Origin of the sequence: Faecalimonas umbilicata, assembly GCF_042846195.1 — a bacterium.
GTDB classification, from domain to species: Bacteria; Bacillota; Clostridia; order Lachnospirales; family Lachnospiraceae; genus Faecalimonas; species Faecalimonas umbilicata.
In genome coordinates this window covers 660,266-678,254 of the sequence record NZ_AP031411.1, presented here as the reverse complement: position 1 = coordinate 678,254, position 17,989 = coordinate 660,266, and the positions used below count along the sequence as shown (strand labels likewise).

Annotated in this window: 12 protein-coding genes; 3 read left to right on the top strand and 9 right to left on the bottom strand. The window is 42.0% G+C overall.

Annotation, left to right across the window (positions count from 1 at the left end):
* Positions 1-8: 8 nt before the first annotated feature.
* Positions 9-545, top strand: coding sequence for a ribosome hibernation-promoting factor, HPF/YfiA family (hpf, locus tag ACGG81_RS03365; protein ID WP_008976553.1), 537 nt, complete (start codon positions 9-11; stop codon positions 543-545).
* A gap of 54 nt (positions 546-599) precedes the next feature.
* Here the strand turns inward: hpf and ACGG81_RS03360 are convergent, their stop codons facing one another.
* Positions 600-1,259, bottom strand: a complete 660-nt coding sequence (locus ACGG81_RS03360; protein ID WP_390109586.1) for a YigZ family protein — start codon at positions 1,257-1,259, stop codon at positions 600-602.
* 176 nt (positions 1,260-1,435) lie between these two features.
* Between ACGG81_RS03360 and ACGG81_RS03355 the strand changes: the two genes are divergently transcribed.
* Positions 1,436-4,030 (top strand): PBP1A family penicillin-binding protein, encoded by a 2,595-nt coding sequence (locus tag ACGG81_RS03355; RefSeq protein WP_320853170.1) that lies wholly within the window; start codon positions 1,436-1,438, stop codon positions 4,028-4,030.
* A 123-nt stretch (positions 4,031-4,153) separates the two neighbouring features.
* Here ACGG81_RS03355 and ACGG81_RS03350 read toward each other — a convergent pair whose 3' ends face one another.
* The 4 genes from ACGG81_RS03350 to ftsH all read right to left on the bottom strand — a co-directional run bounded on the left by ACGG81_RS03350 (position 4,154) and on the right by ftsH (position 10,118).
* A complete protein-coding gene (locus ACGG81_RS03350; RefSeq protein WP_016439406.1) occupies positions 4,154-5,080 on the bottom strand; it encodes an ROK family glucokinase in 927 nt (308 codons plus the stop codon).
* Between the two features lie 12 nt (positions 5,081-5,092).
* Entirely contained in the window at positions 5,093-6,019 is a 927-nt protein-coding gene (hprK, locus tag ACGG81_RS03345; protein ID WP_016439407.1) for an HPr(Ser) kinase/phosphatase, read from the bottom strand.
* 42 nt (positions 6,020-6,061) lie between these two features.
* Positions 6,062-7,900, bottom strand: a complete 1,839-nt coding sequence (gene uvrC / locus ACGG81_RS03340; RefSeq protein ID WP_270196379.1) for an excinuclease ABC subunit UvrC — start codon at positions 7,898-7,900, stop codon at positions 6,062-6,064.
* A gap of 217 nt (positions 7,901-8,117) precedes the next feature.
* The gene (gene ftsH, locus ACGG81_RS03335; RefSeq protein ID WP_016439409.1) at positions 8,118-10,118 is read right to left on the bottom strand and encodes an ATP-dependent zinc metalloprotease FtsH; all 2,001 of its coding nucleotides are present in this window, start codon (positions 10,116-10,118) and stop codon (positions 8,118-8,120) included.
* A gap of 252 nt (positions 10,119-10,370) precedes the next feature.
* Here ftsH and ACGG81_RS03330 point away from each other — a divergent pair, with 252 nt between their 5' ends.
* Positions 10,371-11,849: a DUF1846 domain-containing protein gene (locus ACGG81_RS03330; protein ID WP_008976560.1), complete on the top strand. Its 1,479-nt coding sequence runs from the start codon at positions 10,371-10,373 to the stop codon at positions 11,847-11,849.
* Positions 11,850-12,002: 153 nt separating this feature from the next.
* On the opposite strand, the gene ACGG81_RS03325 is transcribed toward ACGG81_RS03330, so the two are convergent.
* The 4 genes from ACGG81_RS03325 to ACGG81_RS03310 all read right to left on the bottom strand — a co-directional run bounded on the left by ACGG81_RS03325 (position 12,003) and on the right by ACGG81_RS03310 (position 17,866).
* A complete protein-coding gene (locus ACGG81_RS03325) occupies positions 12,003-13,835 on the bottom strand; it encodes an ABC transporter ATP-binding protein (RefSeq protein ID WP_390109580.1) in 1,833 nt (610 codons plus the stop codon).
* Between the two features lie 2 nt (positions 13,836-13,837).
* Positions 13,838-16,075: an ABC transporter ATP-binding protein gene (locus ACGG81_RS03320; RefSeq protein WP_390109578.1), complete on the bottom strand. Its 2,238-nt coding sequence runs from the start codon at positions 16,073-16,075 to the stop codon at positions 13,838-13,840.
* 1 nt (position 16,076) lies between these two features.
* Positions 16,077-16,523 (bottom strand): MarR family winged helix-turn-helix transcriptional regulator, encoded by a 447-nt coding sequence (locus tag ACGG81_RS03315; RefSeq protein ID WP_008976563.1) that lies wholly within the window; start codon positions 16,521-16,523, stop codon positions 16,077-16,079.
* A 506-nt stretch (positions 16,524-17,029) separates the two neighbouring features.
* Entirely contained in the window at positions 17,030-17,866 is an 837-nt protein-coding gene (locus ACGG81_RS03310) for an RNA-guided endonuclease InsQ/TnpB family protein (RefSeq protein ID WP_390109575.1), read from the bottom strand.
* Between the last annotated feature and the right edge of the window lie 123 nt (positions 17,867-17,989).

The window sequence follows — 17,989 nt, the reverse complement described above, 5'->3', positions numbered from 1 at the left end:
TTGGCAGCATGAACTTTATCATTAGCGGAAAAAACATCGATGTAACACCAGGTTTAAAGAGTTGCATTGAACAAAAGTTAGGGAAACTAGAAAGATATTTTACTCCTGAAACAGAAATTATCGTAACACTAAGTGTAGAAAAAGAACGTCAGAAGATTGAGGTCACAATTCCTGTCAAGGGACATATCATTCGTTCTGAACAAAGCAGTAATGATATGTATGTATCGATTGATCTCGTAGAAGAGGTGATTGAGCGACAGCTTCGCAAATATAAGAATAAATTAGTTGCCAGAAATCAAGAAGGCAGCAACTTCAAGCAAGAATTTTTTGAATCAGAAGATACTTCTTCAGAAGATGATGAGATTAAGATCATCCGTACAAAACGATTTGGAATCAAACCAATGTTCCCTGAGGATGCGTGTATCCAGATGGATTTACTTGGACATGATTTCTACGTATTCTTCAACGCAGAGACAGAAGAAGTCAATGTTGTATACAAGAGAAAGAATGGTACTTTCGGTTTGATCGAACCGGAATTTCAGTAGACATTTCCTTCCCTCCCGGCAATGGACATCCCTTTCCATTACCGGGAGGGATTTTTATTCTGTATCAAACACTTTCATCTCACCATCAACTGTTCCAAAATAGCAGCTTTCCTTCTGTGCCATCTTTGCTTGTCCGTTTGTCCCCTCTGTGATCTCTGCTATCACCTCCTGATTCATCTCTTCAGGAATGAGCGCAATCAACATCACATTCTCTGCATAGACAGAATCCAGAACCGTAATCCCCCTCTGTCCAAGGATATACTGTATTTTGCCAAGTCCGGTATAATCTGTCTGTATTTCCAGTTTAATCCCCCAGTTTTTGGTAATAATCTTACTGGCTTCCAATCCTGCTTTGACTGCTCCAGAATAAGCCCTCACAAGCCCTCCGGTTCCAAGTAACGTACCTCCAAAATATCTTGTCACTACGACTGCTGTATTGTGTATCTCCTCCCCCAGCAACACATCGAGCATCGGTTTCCCTGCTGTCCCCTGCGGTTCTCCGTCATCACTGCATCTTTGTGTCTCAAATCGCTCCCCGATCACGTAAGCATAGCAGTTATGAGTGGCATTCCAATATTTTTTCTTCATAGACTCGATAAATTCCAGCGCCTCTTCCTCGCAGGTGACCGGAAGTACTGTCGCAATGAAGCGGGACTTCTTCTCAATGATTTCTGCTTCTCCCCCCTCATAGACTGTATGAAATTTACTTAACATATACTATCACCCTTTTTCTAATTACATTTTATCTGAAACTGTTTATACTATATCAACAGAACTCTGTTTTCACAAGTTTTTCTTAAGTTTTTGCCTTGAAATATGAAGATTTTATTTTATGCTTTATTTCAATACATAAATTTGATATAATTACCTGATAAAGGAGGAAACCATTCATGAATTATGGAAAACGAAATTCTGTCAAAAAACAGAAGAAAATATCTTCAAAATCAAAGATGAAGAAAAAACGAGCAGGTGTCCGGATTTTCAAAGGATTTTTAATTGTTTTTCTCTTGCTCATTATCATCGGTATGATTGGCGGCGGTCTGTTCTTGAAGAAAATTCTTGACAAAGCTCCGAAGATCTCTCCTGCTTCTGTCAAACCGAGTGGATACTTCACAACTGTTTATAACGCAGACGGTTCACAGGAATTAGAAAAGTTTGTTACTTCCGGTTCCAACCGTATTTATAAAACAATCAACGAAATACCGGAAGACCTTCAGGACGCTTTTGTAGCGATCGAAGATGAACGTTTTTACAAGCATAACGGAATCGACCTGCAAGGAATTCTTCGTGCCGGTCTTGTCGGCATCACAAGCGGTGACTTTTCTGAAGGTGCCAGCACGATTACCCAGCAATTGATAAAAAATAATGTCTTTCCGAATTTCTCACAGGAAAAGACATTCTTAGACAGTGTCGAACGTAAAATTCAGGAACAGTTCCTTGCTTTGGAGTTGGAAAAGCAGATGAGCAAAGAAGAGATTCTGGAAAATTATATGAATACGATCAACCTAGGACAGAACACACTCGGAGTTCAATCCGCTGCCAAACGCTACTTCAACAAAGACGTATCGCAGCTGACACTCTCAGAATGTACCGTGATCGCCGGCATTACTCAGAATCCTGGAAGATATGACCCTACAGTCAACCCGGAAGAAAATGCCAAGCGGCGCAAACTTGTTCTCGGCAACATGTTAGAACAGAAATATATTTCCCAGGAAGAGTACGATACTGCCATGGCTGATCCCGTTTATGACCGGATTCAGGTTACAAATGCCGATACATCCACAGACACTCCATACACTTATTTTATCGATGAGCTTTCTAAACAAGTCATTTCCGACTTACAGACAAAGCTGGGATATACGGAGACACAAGCCTATAATGCTCTTTACAGCGGTGGTCTTTCCATCTACGCAACTCAGGATGCAAGAATTCAGCAAATCTGTGATGAAGAGTTTTTAAACCCGAATAACTATCCGTACAATACAGAATTTGGCCTGATCGACTATCAGCTCACGATCACACGCTCTGATGGAACTGTCGAAAACTTCAGCAAAGAGATGCTCGAGCAGTATCTGCGTCAGACAAGAAATGACTCTTATCCGCTCGTCTTCTCTACCCCTGAACTTGCTCAGGCGGCGATTGATGAATACAAATCAACAATCTCCCGCGAAGGAGACACTCAGGTGGAAAAAAAGACGATCGTTCCACAACCACAAGCTTCTTTTGTGATTATGGATCAATACACCGGGGAAGTAAAAGCAATCGTCGGAGGACGCGGCGAGAAGACGGAAAGCCTTTCTCTCAACCGTGCGACGGAATCTGCAAGACAGCCTGGTTCCTGTTTTAAGATTGTATCAACTTATGCCCCTGCACTTGATATTGGTGCAATGGGACTTCACACCTCGATCAAAGACGAACCATACCGCTATAAAAACGGAAAAGAAGTCAATAACTGGGATTTTTCCTACAAAGGTTGGGTGACTGTAAGGAAAGCGATCGAACAGTCTATGAATGTCGTTGCAGTCAAAGCACTCACTGAGATTGGAGAGCAGACTGGATTTGATTACCTGAAGAGCTTTGGATTCTCCACTGTTGTAGATCAGGAAGTAATCAACGGACAGACTTTCAGCGATATCCAGCAGGCAACTGCGCTCGGAGGTATCACGCACGGTGTCTATAACCTCGAGATGACTGCCGCCTATGCGTCCCTTGCAAATAACGGAACTTACACAAAACCAAAGTTCTATACGAAGATTCTCGATCATTCTGGAAATGTACTGATTGATAACACTTCCGAGACGCATCAAGTCGTAAAGGCTTCTACTGCCGGACTGCTGACAAATGCAATGATAGATGTTGTGACAAAAGGAACCGGTACCGGTGCTGCACTCAGCAATATGCCAGTATCCGGTAAGACTGGTACAACTTCCGATAATGTAGATATCTGGTTCTCCGGATATACTCCATACTACACTGCTTCTGTCTGGGGTGGATATGACTCCAACAAGCCTATGGATAATACTTCATGGCACCTGACACTGTGGAACAGCATTATGGAGCGAGTACACGAAGGTCTAGAATACAAAGATTTTGTGATGCCTGACACAGTTGAAAAGACTGCCGTCTGTGCAAGTTCTGGAAAGCTGCCGTTGTCCAGCTGTCCACAAGTGACAGAATATGTTGCAACAGATTCCGGTCAAAGATGTGATGGAAAGCACGAAGGCTACTATATGCCTTCTACTAACACTCACTCAGACAGTTCCGCTGAGGACGAGTCAGAAGACGAATCAACTGACAATGAAACAGTAACACCTGACCCAGAAAATCCAAATTCCGGAAATCCAAATGGAAACAACGGTTCTGGAAATGGAAATAATGGATCTGAGAGTGGAACTGGCAACGAAAACGGAAATGGCGAAGACCACGGTGGTGGAGAAACCTCCCCACCTGATCAGGGGGATGGCTCTATCACGCCAGAGGAATAGTATTCCCGGATTTCAAAATCAATTTTCTATACACGAACAAAAAAGAAGACAGAAATGATATTACTAATACTCACATTCAGTTCTGTCTTCTTTTTGTTATCTTTTCGTATATAAGCTTTTACTTTATAAAATCAGTTTTGCAGCTCCGCAGATACCTGCTTCATTTCCAAGCTTTGCAAGAGCAAACTGCACCTTTGCATTTGCAAAGAACATTCTCTCACGAAAATATTTTTCAATATACTGGAGAAGTACTTCGCCTGCCTTCGATACCCCTCCACCGATCACGATCACCGATGGATCAACTGCTGTTGCCAGATTGGCAAGTGCATATCCAAGATAGCGTCCAAACTCTTCGGCAATCTCCATTGCAACTGCATCGTTTGCCTTAACTGCATCAAAGACAGCTTTTGCCGTAATTTCTTCTTCGCGCAATATTGTCTCATCATCATTTTTCGCAAGCCTTTTCTTGGCAAGTCTTACTACACCTGTAGCAGATGCATACTGCTCCAGACATCCACGACCTCCACAGCCACACACTTCTGTCTCCTCATAATTTACACAGAGATGACCAATCTCTCCGCCTGCTCCATGAAATCCCCCTAAAATACGTCCGTCGACAATGATTCCTCCTCCGACTCCCGTTCCAAGTGTAACCATGATCAAATCCTTATTTCCCTGGCCTCCGCCTTTCCACATTTCTCCAAGCGCAGCTACATTTGCATCATTTCCAACCTTCACCTTGATTCCAGTCAGCTCTTCCAGCTCCGCCTTCACATTTTTATACTTCCATCCAAGATTTGCGCTTCCATTTACAATTCCATCTGCCACCGGAGCCGGTACCCCGACACCAATTCCAAGAATCTGCTCTTTCTTCATCTGATGTTCTTCCATTTTGGAAGCAATTGATTTTGCTACATCCGGAAGAATTGCTGCACCTTCATTCTCTGTATAGGTCTTAATCTCCCACTTATCCACGATTGTCCCGTTGAATTCAAATAGTCCTAACTTTACTGTTGTTCCTCCAATGTCCACTCCAAAGCAATAATTCATTTCTCTCGTCTCCTATTTTCTCTTTGTCAAATTCTCCTGCACACGCCTGTACAGTTCCTGTGCTGCATTATATCCCATCTGTTTTTGTCTATGATTTACAGATGCAGATTCTACTATGATCGCAAGATTTCTTCCTGGACGAATCGGGATGGAATGACATACAACACGGTTGCCAAGGAATTCTGTATACTCTTCTTCCAATCCTAACCGGTCATACTGTTTGTCCTTATTCCAGTCTTCCAGTGTGATCACAAGATCTATCGTCTGTGTCTCTTTTACACTCTGAACACCAAACAACGTCTTAACATCTACGATACCAATTCCTCGCAGTTCAATAAAATGTCTCGTGATATCCGGAGCAGTTCCAACCAATGTATCGTCACTGACTTTTCGGATCTCAACCACATCATCTGTCACAAGGCGGTGTCCTCTCTTAATCAGTTCCAGAGCAGCCTCGCTCTTTCCAATTCCGCTCTCGCCCATGATCAGCACACCGACACCGTAGACATCCACAAGCACACCGTGGATGGAGATACACGGGGCCAGTTCCACATTCAGCCACCGGATGATCTCCGCCATGAAAGAAGATGTCGTCTTGTCTGTCAGAAAAATCGGCACATCTTTTTCGACCGCAATTTCCAAAAATCTCTGATCTGGCATAAGATCTCTGCAGAAAATGATACAAGGCACTGGATAGGATAATAGTGACTGGTATACTTCTTCCTTTCTATCATCGCTGAGCTTTTGAAGATAGGTATACTCTACATATCCTACCACTTGTACTCTATCGGATTCAAAATGTTCAAAAAAGCCTGTGAGCTGTAGCGCCGGGCGGTTAATATCCGGCACATTGACTTCTTTTCCTAAAAGACCAATTTGCGGAGTCAGATTTTTTAAATTCATTTTCTCTGCAACTTTCTGTAACTCTACGCTTCCCATAATGCTCTCCTTCTTCATTCTTATTCTCTCCTTAGTATATCATCAATGGAAAAAGTTGTATACTTCATTTGCAGATTTTTCATTCATAGATGGAATTTCTTTTAATTCCTCTATCGTTGCCGCTTTGATCGCATCCAGGCTCATAAAATGCTTCATCAGCGCTTTCCTTCTTGCCGGCCCGATTCCCGGAATATCGTCAAGAATGGAATGTACCTGTCCCTGACTTCTCAGTTTTCTGTGAAATTCGATTGCAAACCGGTGTGCTTCATCCTGAATCCTCGTGATCAGACGAAATCCTTCTGAATTTCTGTCAATCCCAATCTCTTCATTATTGTAATATAGCCCTCTTGTCCTATGATGATCATCTTTCACCATCCCACATACCGGTATCACAATTCCCAGTTGATCCAGCACTTCTAATGCAATATTGACCTGTCCTTTTCCCCCGTCCATCATGATCAAGTCTGGAAATGTCTGGAAGCCTCCGTGATCCTTCCCCTCTTCTCTCTCCCTCATTCCATGTTCGAACCTTCTCGTCAATACTTCCCGCATACTTGCATAGTCATCTGCACCCTGTACCCCTTTGATTTTAAATTTCCGGTAATCGTTTCGCTTCGGTTTCCCTTTCTCATACACGATCATAGAACCAACGGAATTAAATCCATTTGTGTTGGATATATCAAATGCCTCGATTCGTTTCACAGATGCAATTCCCAGCCATTTTTCAATCTCTTTTACCGCTCCGATCGTTCTTCCCTCTTCCCTCTTTAAGCGCTCCTTATCCGTACTCAAAACAAGCTGTGCATTCTTCTTCGCAAGTTCCACCAGCTTCTCCTTCTCCCCTTTTTTCGGCACACGAATGTGAACCCGATGCCCTCTTCTCTCAGACAGCCATTCCTCCAGCACCTCCTGGTCTTCGATTTCCTGCTGGATCATCAACTCTCGTGGCACATATGGCGTCCCCGCATAAAACTGTTTGATAAAACTTGTAAGAATCTCTGCCTTCGGCTCTCTGTCGGCAATCGTCATATAGAAATGATCTCTTCCGATCAGTCTTCCTCCCCGGATGAAAAACACTTGCACCACTGCATCCCGATCCTCCGTTGCCACCGCGAGAATATCTTTATCCTCCCCATCACTGTTCGTAATCTTTTGCTTCTGCGCAATCTGCTTTACACTGGCAAGCAGATCTCGATATTCCATTGCCTTCTCAAATTCCATCGCTTCTGATGCACATTCCATCTTTTCTTGAAGTTCTTTGAGGATAGGATCATATTTTCCGCTCAGAAATTCTACTGCTTTCTGCACCGATTCCCGATATGCTTCCTGACTAATATAATTTTGACACGGTGCATAGCATTGCTTAATGTGATAGTTCAGACATGGTCGCTCTTTCCCGATGTCTTTTGGCAAATTCCGGTTACAGCTCCTTATGTGGTACAGTTTTCTCAGCAGTTCAATCGTATCTTTCACTGCTCCTGCGCTTGTATATGGTCCGAAATACTTCGCCTTATCTTTTTTCATCTCTCTTGCAAACAGAATCCGCGGATATGCCTCCTCTATCGTCACTTTAATAAACGGATACGTCTTGTCATCCATCAGCATCGTATTATACTTCGGTCTGTGTTCCTTGATCAGATTGCATTCCAGTACAAGCGCCTCCAGCTCCGAATCTGTCACAATATATTCAAAGCGCGAAATATGTGTGACCATCTGCTCAATCTTCACTCCTTTATTCCTGCTTGCTTGAAAATACTGCCGTACACGATTCTTTAGGCTGATTGCTTTTCCCACATAAATAATATCATCTTTCTCATCATGCATCAGATAGACTCCCGGTTTTGATGGAAGCTTTTTTAATTCCTCTTCTATATTAAACATTATTTTCTCCCTAATTTCATCTCTTTCCCTACAGTTGCATATATCGAATAAACGCATATGATTTTGATTCCACAAAATGTTTTTAACGCAAGAGGAGTGCCGAAAGGCACTCCTCTTTTCCACCACATCTGATCCATAGCTGTTTTCCCTGTGAACTTATGATTTCTATTTTCACTGACCATTATTAGCAATATCAGATACTCTTTATTTTTTTATATTAGTGGTCCTGCCCGCTCTCCTGTGCAGCATCCTCTTGTGCGGCACTCTCTTGTAGAGTATTTCTTTCTGCTTCGTTTTCTTCCGTGACATCCTCTTGTGCCACATCTGCTGTGGAAACTTCCTTCATTGAGATTCTAGCCTCTTTTTCCTGAGTACCGTCCTCGATTCCCTGAACTTTGTGAAAAATCTCCATGAATTCTTTTCCGGTAATCGTCTCTTTTTCAATCAAGAATGCTGCAATTTCATCCAGAGCCCTGCGATTCTCAGATAAAAGTCTCTTTGCCTCAGCATAAGCTTCTTTCAGAATTCTCATAACTTCTGTATCAATCTCTGCTGCTGTCGCCTCACCACAATTCATAACTGGACGTCCGTCCAAGTATCTGTTTTGAATAGACTCCAGACCGATCAGACCAAACTTCTCTGACATACCATACTGAGTGATCATCGCTCTGGCCACCTGTGTCGCCTTCTCGATATCGTTGGAAGCCCCAGTTGTAACTGTATCAAATACAATCTCTTCCGCAGCTCTTCCCCCGAGCATACCAACGAGCATTGCCTCCAGCTCCTTCTTTGTATTTAAGAACTTTTCTTCCTCTGGTGTATGCATAACATATCCAAGCGCTCCCATCGTTCTTGGTACAATCGTAATCTTCTGTACCGGCTCTGCATCTTTCTGAAGTGCACTGACGAGCGCATGACCTACTTCATGATATGAAACGATTCTTCTCTCCTCCGCATTCATGATACGGTCTTTCTTCTCTTTTCCGACAAGAACTACTTCTACTGCTTCAAACAGATCTTCCTGCGATACCACTTTTCTTCCATGCTTGACTGCATTGATCGCAGCCTCATTGATCATGTTTGCAAGATCTGAACCGACTGCCCCTGATGTTGCCAGTGCAATTGCTTCCAAATCGACTGTCTCATCCATTTTGACGTCCTTTGCATGAACTTTCAAAATGTCCACACGTCCTTTCAGATCCGGCTTATCTACGATGATCCGTCTATCAAAACGTCCCGGCCTTAATAGCGCCGGATCAAGGATCTCCGGACGGTTTGTCGCTGCAAGAATCAGCAGACCTTTGTCCGTGTCAAATCCATCCATCTCTGCAAGAAGCTGATTTAAAGTCTGTTCTCGCTCATCATTGCTTCCCATCGCATTATCTCTGCTCTTACCGATCGCATCAATCTCATCGATGAAAATAATACACGGAGCCATCGCCTGAGCTTCTTTGAATAAATCTCGCACTCTCGATGCACCCACACCGACATACATCTCTACAAATGCAGAACCTGACAGAGAGAAGAACGGTACTTTTGCTTCTCCCGCAACCGCTTTTGCAAGCAATGTCTTACCGGTTCCCGGAGGTCCTACAAGAAGCGCTCCTTTTGGAAGCTTTGCACCGATTCCGGTATATTTGCCTGGATTATGAAGAAAATCCACCACTTCCTGAAGTGATTCTTTCGCCTCATCTTCTCCTGCTACATCACGGAAGGTAACTCCGGTTTCCTTCTCTACATACATCTTTGCATTACTCTTTCCAATGCCCATCATTCCGCCGCTCTTGGACATCCGACGCATCAGGAAACTCAAACCGATCCAAATAAATGCGAATGGAAGTACAATACTGATCAGAATATTAAAAAGCATTGCTGAAGTCGAATCTGGAATCTCTGCCCCATACTTAACGCCCGCTTCATAGAGACGCTGTGAAAGATTCTCATCTTCTACTTTTCCAGTAAAATATTTTACTTTCAGCCCTGGAACTTTCTCCTCTTTCGGAGTAATTATAAGCTCATTGGCGCCGATCCGAACTTCTTCTACTTTACCGTCATCTACCATCTTCAGAAATTCACTGTACGCAATCTCCTTTGATGTGCTTTCTTCCATAAATTGATAAAGGCCAAGCACAATGACCGCCGCAATCAATGTTGTAATTATAATAATCCCAAAGCCCTGTTTGTTGTTCTTCTGGTTATTTTTGTTTTGGTTGTCCATTCTTTTCCTCCTAATTATCATCTCTTTTATTATAAGTATGGTCTCCTCATAAATCAATAAAAACATTGTGAAATCAGCACTGCATTTCTAAAACTTTTGTGAATTTCCCCATTGCACCTCCTGTTTCCCATTAGGAAATTTTTCTCCTTGCAAAACACAATTGTTTTATAGTATACTATTGACGTATGTTTATTATATACAACTTTTTAGTAACATTATAATATAAGAATGAGATAAAGGACTGAATGCGCTATGAAAATTGGATTTGACAACGATAAGTATCTGACCATGCAGTCAGAACATATCAGAAAAAGAATTGATCAATTTGACAACAAATTGTATCTGGAATTCGGTGGGAAATTATTTGACGACTATCATGCCTCCAGAGTACTTCCGGGATTCGCACCGGACAGCAAGCTGAAACTGCTTATGCAGTTATCCGATCAGGCCGAAATTGTCATTGTCATCAGTGCCGGTGACATCGAAAAAAATAAAGTCCGCGGAGATCTCGGAATCACCTACGACTCAGATGTACTCCGTCTGATTGAATCTTTCCGCGAGCAAGGACTCTTTGTCGGCAGTGTTGTGATCACTCAGTATACCGGTCAGAGCAGCGCCAATCTGTTTAAAACAAGACTGGAGAAGCTTGGCATCCGTGTATATATCCACTATGTGATCGAAGGTTACCCTTCTAACATTCCGCTGATCGTCAGTGACGAAGGTTATGGAAAGAACGATTACATCGAGACTTCCAGACCACTTGTAATCATCACAGCTCCTGGACCTGGAAGCGGGAAGATGGCAACCTGTCTCTCTCAGCTCTATCATGAGCATAAGCGTGGTGTCCGCGCCGGATATGCAAAATTTGAGACGTTCCCTATCTGGAACATTCCTTTAAAACATCCGGTCAATCTTGCCTATGAGGCTGCTACCGCTGATTTAAATGACGTCAATATGATCGACCCATTCCATCTGGAAGCCTACGGCATTACAACTGTCAATTATAATCGTGATGTGGAAATTTTCCCGGTGCTCAGTGCTATTTTCGAAAAAATATATGGAGAAAACCCTTACAAATCCCCGACAGATATGGGTGTAAATATGGCCGGAAACTGTATCTGTGACGATGAAGCGTGTCGTGATGCATCCAATCAGGAAATTATCCGCCGCTACTATCAGGCATTGAATGGGCTCGCAGAAGGAACTTCCACCGAAGAAGAAGTATTTAAGATTGAACTTCTGATGAAACAGGCGCATATTACAGTCAATGACCGTACCGTTGTAGATGCCGCACTGAAGCGTGCTGAAGAGACAGGTGCTCCTGCTGCCGCTTTAGAACTTCCTGATGGAAGTATCATTACCGGAAAAACAAGCAACCTTCTCGGAGCATCTGCTGCATTACTTTTAAATGCTCTGAAGAAGCTCGCCGGCATTGAGGATGAAGTGCACATCATTTCTCCATCTGCTATCGAACCGATCCAAAAACTGAAAACTTCCTATCTGGGAAGTAAAAATCCGCGCCTTCATACTGATGAAGTTCTGATTGCACTTTCCATCAGCGCCGCAACAAATGAAACCGCACAGCTTGCCTTAGATCAGATTCCAAAATTAAGAGGCTGTCAGGTTCATACATCCGTAATGCTCTCCGAAGTTGACGTCAAGCAATTCAAAAAGCTTTCCATCCAGCTGACTTCTGAAGCAAAATATGAGAACAAAAAACTTTATCATTAATTCTGAACAATAAAAAAGACCCGTACGGTAAGATTCCTAAAAATCAGATTTTCAAGGATTTCTCTCTTACCGTACGGGTCTTTTTTATTTTCTTTTTAGTATCTGTTTATCATTACTCTCCAACTCTGTTCTCTGCAATTATCCGAAATAGTTCTATGCACCTGTCTGCTCAAACTGAGAATTATAGAGATTTGCATAAAATCCACCTTTTTCCAACAGCTCTTCATGATTTCCCTGCTCTACGATATCTCCATCCTTCATAACAAGGATCAAATCCGCATCACGGATTGTAGACAATCTATGCGCGATGATAAAACTTGTTCTGCCCTTCATCAGATTATCCATAGCTTTCTGGATCCTGATTTCCGTTCTTGTATCCACTGAGCTAGTCGCCTCGTCTAAGATCAAAATCTTTGGATCTGCCAGAATCGCTCTTGCAATCGTAAGCAACTGCTTTTGTCCCTGTGATACATTGCTTGCTTCCTCATTCAACTCCATATCATATCCATCTGGAAGGGTCTGCACAAACCGGTGTACATATGCTGCCTTTGCTGCCTCTACGACTTCTTCATCGGTCGCATCAAGCTTTCCATAGCGGATATTGTCTTTGATCGATCCATGGAACAGCCATGTATCTTGCAGCACCATTCCAAACATCTGTCGAAGTTCACTTCTGTTAAAATCTTTCAGATTATGTCCATCGATCAAAATTTCTCCACTGTTGACATCGTAAAATCTCATCAGAAGTTTGATCATTGTTGTCTTTCCTGCTCCGGTCGGTCCTACAATGGCAATTTTCTGTCCTTCCTTCACCTTTGCAGAGAAGTCATTGATAATTATACGATCTTCATTATATCCAAAATGAACATGTTTAAATTCTACATCTCCCTTCAATCCCTCTACGGAAACCGGATGCTCTGCAAACTGGTCTTCTTCCTCTTCTTCCAAAAATTCAAAAACTCTCTCAGAAGCTGCCGCTGTAGACTGTAACATATTGGCCACCTGTGCCACCTGTGTGATTGGCTGCGTAAAACTTCTTACATATTGGATAAAGGACTGGATATCTCCGACTTCAATCGCATCTTTGATTGCCAGATATCCACCTAAAATTGCTACTGCCACATATCCAAGATTTCCAATAAACTGCATGATCGGCATCATCATCCCCGAGAAAAACTGAGATTTCCATGCAGACTGATATAAAATTTCATTTGTCTCAGTAAACTCCCGGATGACATCATCTTCCTTGTTAAATGCTCTGACAATGCTGTGGCCTCCATAGACCTCCTCTACCTGTCCGTTGACATGTCCCAAATACTCTTGTTGATTCTTGAAGTGTTTCTGTGATTTCTTTACAATCGTGGAAATCAGGAGCATTGACACCGGAAGAATTAACAATGCTACAACAGTCATCAGAGGACTGATGCTGAGCATCATAGCCAAAATACCTATGATCGTCGTAAAAGAAGTAATGATCTGTGTCGCACTCTGGTTCAAACTCTGGCTTAATGTATCCACGTCATTGGTAACTCTGGAAAGCACCTCGCCGTGCGTCTTTGTATCAAAATAATTCATCGGCATACGGTTGATCTTCTCAGAAATTTCTTTTCTGAGTTTGTAAGTCAGCTTCTGGGACACTCCTGTCATAATAAATCCCTGAATAAAGGAGAACAGCGCACTCAACACATACAATCCTAACAGAAACAGAAGGATTTGCGTAATTTTGTCAAAATCAATTCCACTTCCACCTGACACTTTGCTTACAAGTCCATGAAAGATTTCTGTTGTGGCTTTTCCAAGAATCTTCGGTCCTACGATAGTGAATATCGTACTTCCGACTGCAAAAAGCATCACTGCAAATATTCCCAACTTATATGCGCTCATATATTTCAGGAGTTTCTTCATTGTGCCTTTGAAATCTTTTGCTTTCTCTCCGGCTCGCATGCCGCCCATATGGCCACCACCATGTCTTTGTCCTTTACTCATGCCTATCTGCCCCCTTCCTGTTCATCCTGATTAAGATCTCGTTCCAGTTCTTTTTCCGATAACTGAGATGCCGCAATCTGATAATATACATCACAATTTTTCAGCAATTCTTTATGCGTTCCAATTCCCGCAACCTTTCCTTCATCCAGAACAATAATCTGATCTGCATGGAGGATCGTGCTGATTCTTTGTGCAACAATGATGACTGTGCTGTTCACAGTATGTTCTTTTAATGCTTTCCGCAATGTTACATCGGTCTTATAGTCCAAAGCAGAAAAACTATCGTCAAAAATAAATATCTTTGGATCTTTCGCAATTGCCCTTGCAATCGATAAACGTTGTTTCTGTCCACCAGAAACATTTCCTCCGCCCTGGGAGATTCTGCTGTCGTAACATTTTGGCTTCTCCTCAATGAATTCTGCTGCCTGAGCCACCTTTGCAGCCTCCATCATCGTCTCTTCACTTCCGTCTGGATTCCCATACAAAATGTTGCTTGCAATGGTTCCTGAGAACAGAACTCCTTTCTGCGGCACATAGCCAAGCTGGTCTCTCAACTCATGCTGTGTTACATTTCGGATATCTTCCCCATCAATCGTAATTTTTCCTTCTGTCACATCATAAAATCTTGGAATCAGATTTACCATTGTAGATTTACCACTTCCGGTACTTCCGATGATCGCTGTCGTCTCACCCGGTTTTGCTGTAAAGGAAATATCATGCAGCACATCTTCCTCCGCACCCGGATACCGGAACGATACGTGGTTAAATTCTACCATCCCCTTGCCTTCTTTCAGATGTTTCGGCTGCTTCGGATCATTGATCAGCGTTGTACTTGTCAACACTTCATCCACACGCGTTGCAGAAACCGCCGCTCTCGGAAGCATGATTGAGATCATACAGATCATCAAGAATGCCATAATAATCTGCATTGTATATTGAATAAATGCCATCATATCTCCAACTTGCATCTGACCATCGTTAATTCCATTTGCACCTACCCATACAATCAGGATTGAGATTGCATTCATGATCAGCATCATCGTCGGCATCATAAAGGTCATAGCACGATTGACAAATAAGTTTGTCTTTGTCAAATCTTTGTTTGCCTGATCAAATCGCTCTTCCTCATGCTTTTCTGTACTGAACGCACGGATAACAGACAATCCAGTAAGAATTTCTCTTGTAACAAGATTTAATCGGTCTACCAGATTTTGCAAGATCTTAAATTTCGGCATTGCTACAACAAATAAGACCATTACGACCATCGCAATCAGGACAACTGCAAGCCCGATGATCCAAGACATAGACACATTCGTATGGAATACTTTGAATACACCTCCCATTCCCATGATCGGTGCATAAAGTACCATTCGCAAAATCATCACCGTCAGCATCTGAATCTGCTGTATATCATTTGTGCTTCTCGTAATCAATGATGCAGTTGAAAACTTGTCAAATTCTCCATTTGAAAATTCTACCACCTTACGGAATACTTTTCCTCGCAGATCTCGCCCTGTCGAAGCACCTACTTTGGATGCCAGGAATCCAACAATCATACTGACAATCATTCCAACCGCAGCAAGCGCCAGCATTTTTCCTCCTGTGCGCAACATATAACCGGTCTGAATCTTATCTGTATCCATTCCCAAGTTTTTATATGCTTCTTTGAGATAAATGGTCGCCGCCTGTTCCAACATCGTCTCCGGCATCTCATCGACCTTCTCTCCAATCTGAGTCACCATCTGCGCCCGCTGTTCTTCTGGCATCATGCCAAGCACATCAAAAACTGTTATGTCTTCGCTTAACATTTCTTTTGGGAGACTGGCAAACATCGCATCTGTCATTTCCTTTGTCTCCTCACTGTCTGATGAAAACACAGTCACAAGCATCATCGGTTTACTTAAGATTGCCCCGATTTTATCTGTTCTCTTCTCATTCTTCAAAATTCCATCCTTCAGCACATATGCCTCAGACTCATAAGTATCTGTATCTCTTTCATACGCGTCTAGAACCGTCTTCTGATCCTTCTCAGAAACAAACAAAAATAATCTGTCTATATCTTCCACAGAAATCTGTTCTGGTATCGCCGTGTCAATTCCGCCCTGCTGGATACCGACATTTACAATGTCTGATGTATATCCCGGCAACGACAAGTCACAGTAAGCCTGAAGTACAAGAAACACAACAATCATCAGAATGGTTGCTGCATACGGCTTCATAAATTTAAATAATTTTCCCATTTTAATCTTCCTTTCTGCCTGCACTCTTTAAATTGTCTCTCATCTGAAGCAAGAGTCTGCGAAAAAGCATTACTTCCTGCTCATTCATATTTGCGAACGCTTCCTGTTCCAACTGCTCCATCACAGTTTCCATTTTTGCCGCAATATTCTTTCCTTTCTCCGTAAGAAAAATTCTCATGATCCTCTGATCATTTTCATCCTGCTTCTTCTCTATATACGCTTCCGCTTCCAACTTCTTTAACATTACGGTAATCGAAGGAGGCTTTACACCGATATGTTTTGCCAGTTCCTTCTGTGCCATGCCTCTGTGATCTTGATCTTTGCAATTCAATGCCCACAAAAGTCCCGCCTGTCCCGGATGTATATCTAACTCCTTAAACAGACAAATGCTTCTCTGCAAATACAGGTGCATCACATGACACATCAATAACTGTGTACTCTCTCCCATTCTGTCTCTCCTTTCTAAATTAGTTAATTGTTTAATTAATATTTTATTTTTCTATACAAAAAATGTCAATATCCATTCGTACTATTTATATTTTTTTAATATTTTTCACCGAAAATTTAATTAAATATTTAATTATTTTTTGACTGTGAAGGTATAAGAAGAGAATCGTGTGATAGGCTTGTTGTCTGGTGACGACGATTATCCAATGTGTCGTAGACCCCTTGCTTTAGCTGTGGGGAATGTCAAGTCGGCACAATACAAAAACAGCTCTTATAGGGATATATTGTAATTTAAATTTTATGAACTACCACTTGCATTTTCTCTAACAAAAAATGGAAGTGGTTTCGTACCGCTTGCGCAAATACAAGCCCGCTCATGAGGGTTGCTATCCATTGCTGGAATACATGGTATTGTATTTTTTTACAATCATTTTATTTAGGAGGCGATAATCTGTTATACCTTCAAAAGCTGTTGAATATGCTTTCTTAAAATATTGCCGGCACCATTTAAGTCGGCATTAATGAGCATCTGTTCTTTCGTGCAATATAGTCTACCACTAACACGCTTACCTGAAAAAGAAGGTTTTTCCTGATACCAACAACTGGGATTTTATCTCCATCAACAAGACTTGCTTTTGGTGTGTAAGATTCTTCTTGTTCCATTACAAATAAGCCATTCTCTTCTGCTTTGTATTTGATGCAATAACTAAGCGTTGCGATAGGCATTTGAACAAAAATCTGGTTATTGTGGTGTCCCAGATTACAGTTTTGTTTCCAATTCTTATTTTTACCAAGTACGATAGCTCGTATATCATTTTCGAGGCAAAATTTTACAACATCAGATGCAATTTTATGCAATGCATCATGAAAGAATTGATTCCTTTTACGATTCAATTGTTCCATACGCCTGGTATTCAACACCCCCTGTTGTTTTGCTTCTTTTGCCTCGTGTCCTTGCATCGCAATGGACTGATAGTACGAACGTTGCTTATTATACCATTGATTTTGTGCTTTTAATGCACCGCCTTTGTAGCGCATGCACTTTTGTGTATTGCTTACGAGAGCTACGATGTTTGAAATTCCAAAATCAATGCCGCAACCATTACCGTTTTCTGGTAATGGTTCTGTTGACTCAGTTTCATAAACACAGATTACAAGGAAATCACTATAATAAGGTCTTACACGTACCTCTTTCAAAGAGCCACTTACATAACCAATTGGAAGGTAGTCGCCATGAAAATGTGGAAACTTCAAATAGATTTTGCCATTGTTGTCGCGAATTGCACAATCTTGATTTGTAAAATGTAACCCGGATACAGATCCTTTCTTTTTGTAATGTGGCATTTGTGGAGCACCAAGAAACATCGGTGATAATACCAGAATGATTGTACAAAAATACATTCAAAACCAAGGAAGCAAAAATTAACCGCATTCACCCACGCTCATGCGAAGTATGCTATGGGCGTG

Excerpts from the sequence above, each read along its gene's own strand:
- ACGG81_RS03330 (WP_008976560.1), top strand. The coding sequence starts at position 10,371 with ATGAAAATTGGATTTGACAACGATAAGTATCTGACCATGCAGTCAGAA.
- ACGG81_RS03350 (WP_016439406.1), bottom strand. The coding sequence starts at position 5,080 with ATGAATTATTGCTTTGGAGTGGACATTGGAGGAACAACAGTAAAGTTA.
- ACGG81_RS03360 (WP_390109586.1), bottom strand. The coding sequence starts at position 1,259 with ATGTTAAGTAAATTTCATACAGTCTATGAGGGGGGAGAAGCAGAAATC.
- hpf (WP_008976553.1), top strand. The coding sequence starts at position 9 with ATGAACTTTATCATTAGCGGAAAAAACATCGATGTAACACCAGGTTTA.
- uvrC (WP_270196379.1), bottom strand. The coding sequence starts at position 7,900 with ATGTTTAATATAGAAGAGGAATTAAAAAAGCTTCCATCAAAACCGGGA.
- ACGG81_RS03315 (WP_008976563.1), bottom strand. The coding sequence starts at position 16,523 with ATGGGAGAGAGTACACAGTTATTGATGTGTCATGTGATGCACCTGTAT.
- ACGG81_RS03325 (WP_390109580.1), bottom strand. The coding sequence starts at position 13,835 with ATGAGTAAAGGACAAAGACATGGTGGTGGCCATATGGGCGGCATGCGA.
- ACGG81_RS03310 (WP_390109575.1), bottom strand. The coding sequence starts at position 17,866 with ATGCCACATTACAAAAAGAAAGGATCTGTATCCGGGTTACATTTTACA.
- ACGG81_RS03355 (WP_320853170.1), top strand. The coding sequence starts at position 1,436 with ATGAATTATGGAAAACGAAATTCTGTCAAAAAACAGAAGAAAATATCT.
- ACGG81_RS03320 (WP_390109578.1), bottom strand. The coding sequence starts at position 16,075 with ATGGGAAAATTATTTAAATTTATGAAGCCGTATGCAGCAACCATTCTG.
- ftsH (WP_016439409.1), bottom strand. The coding sequence starts at position 10,118 with ATGGACAACCAAAACAAAAATAACCAGAAGAACAACAAACAGGGCTTT.
- hprK (WP_016439407.1), bottom strand. The coding sequence starts at position 6,019 with ATGGGAAGCGTAGAGTTACAGAAAGTTGCAGAGAAAATGAATTTAAAA.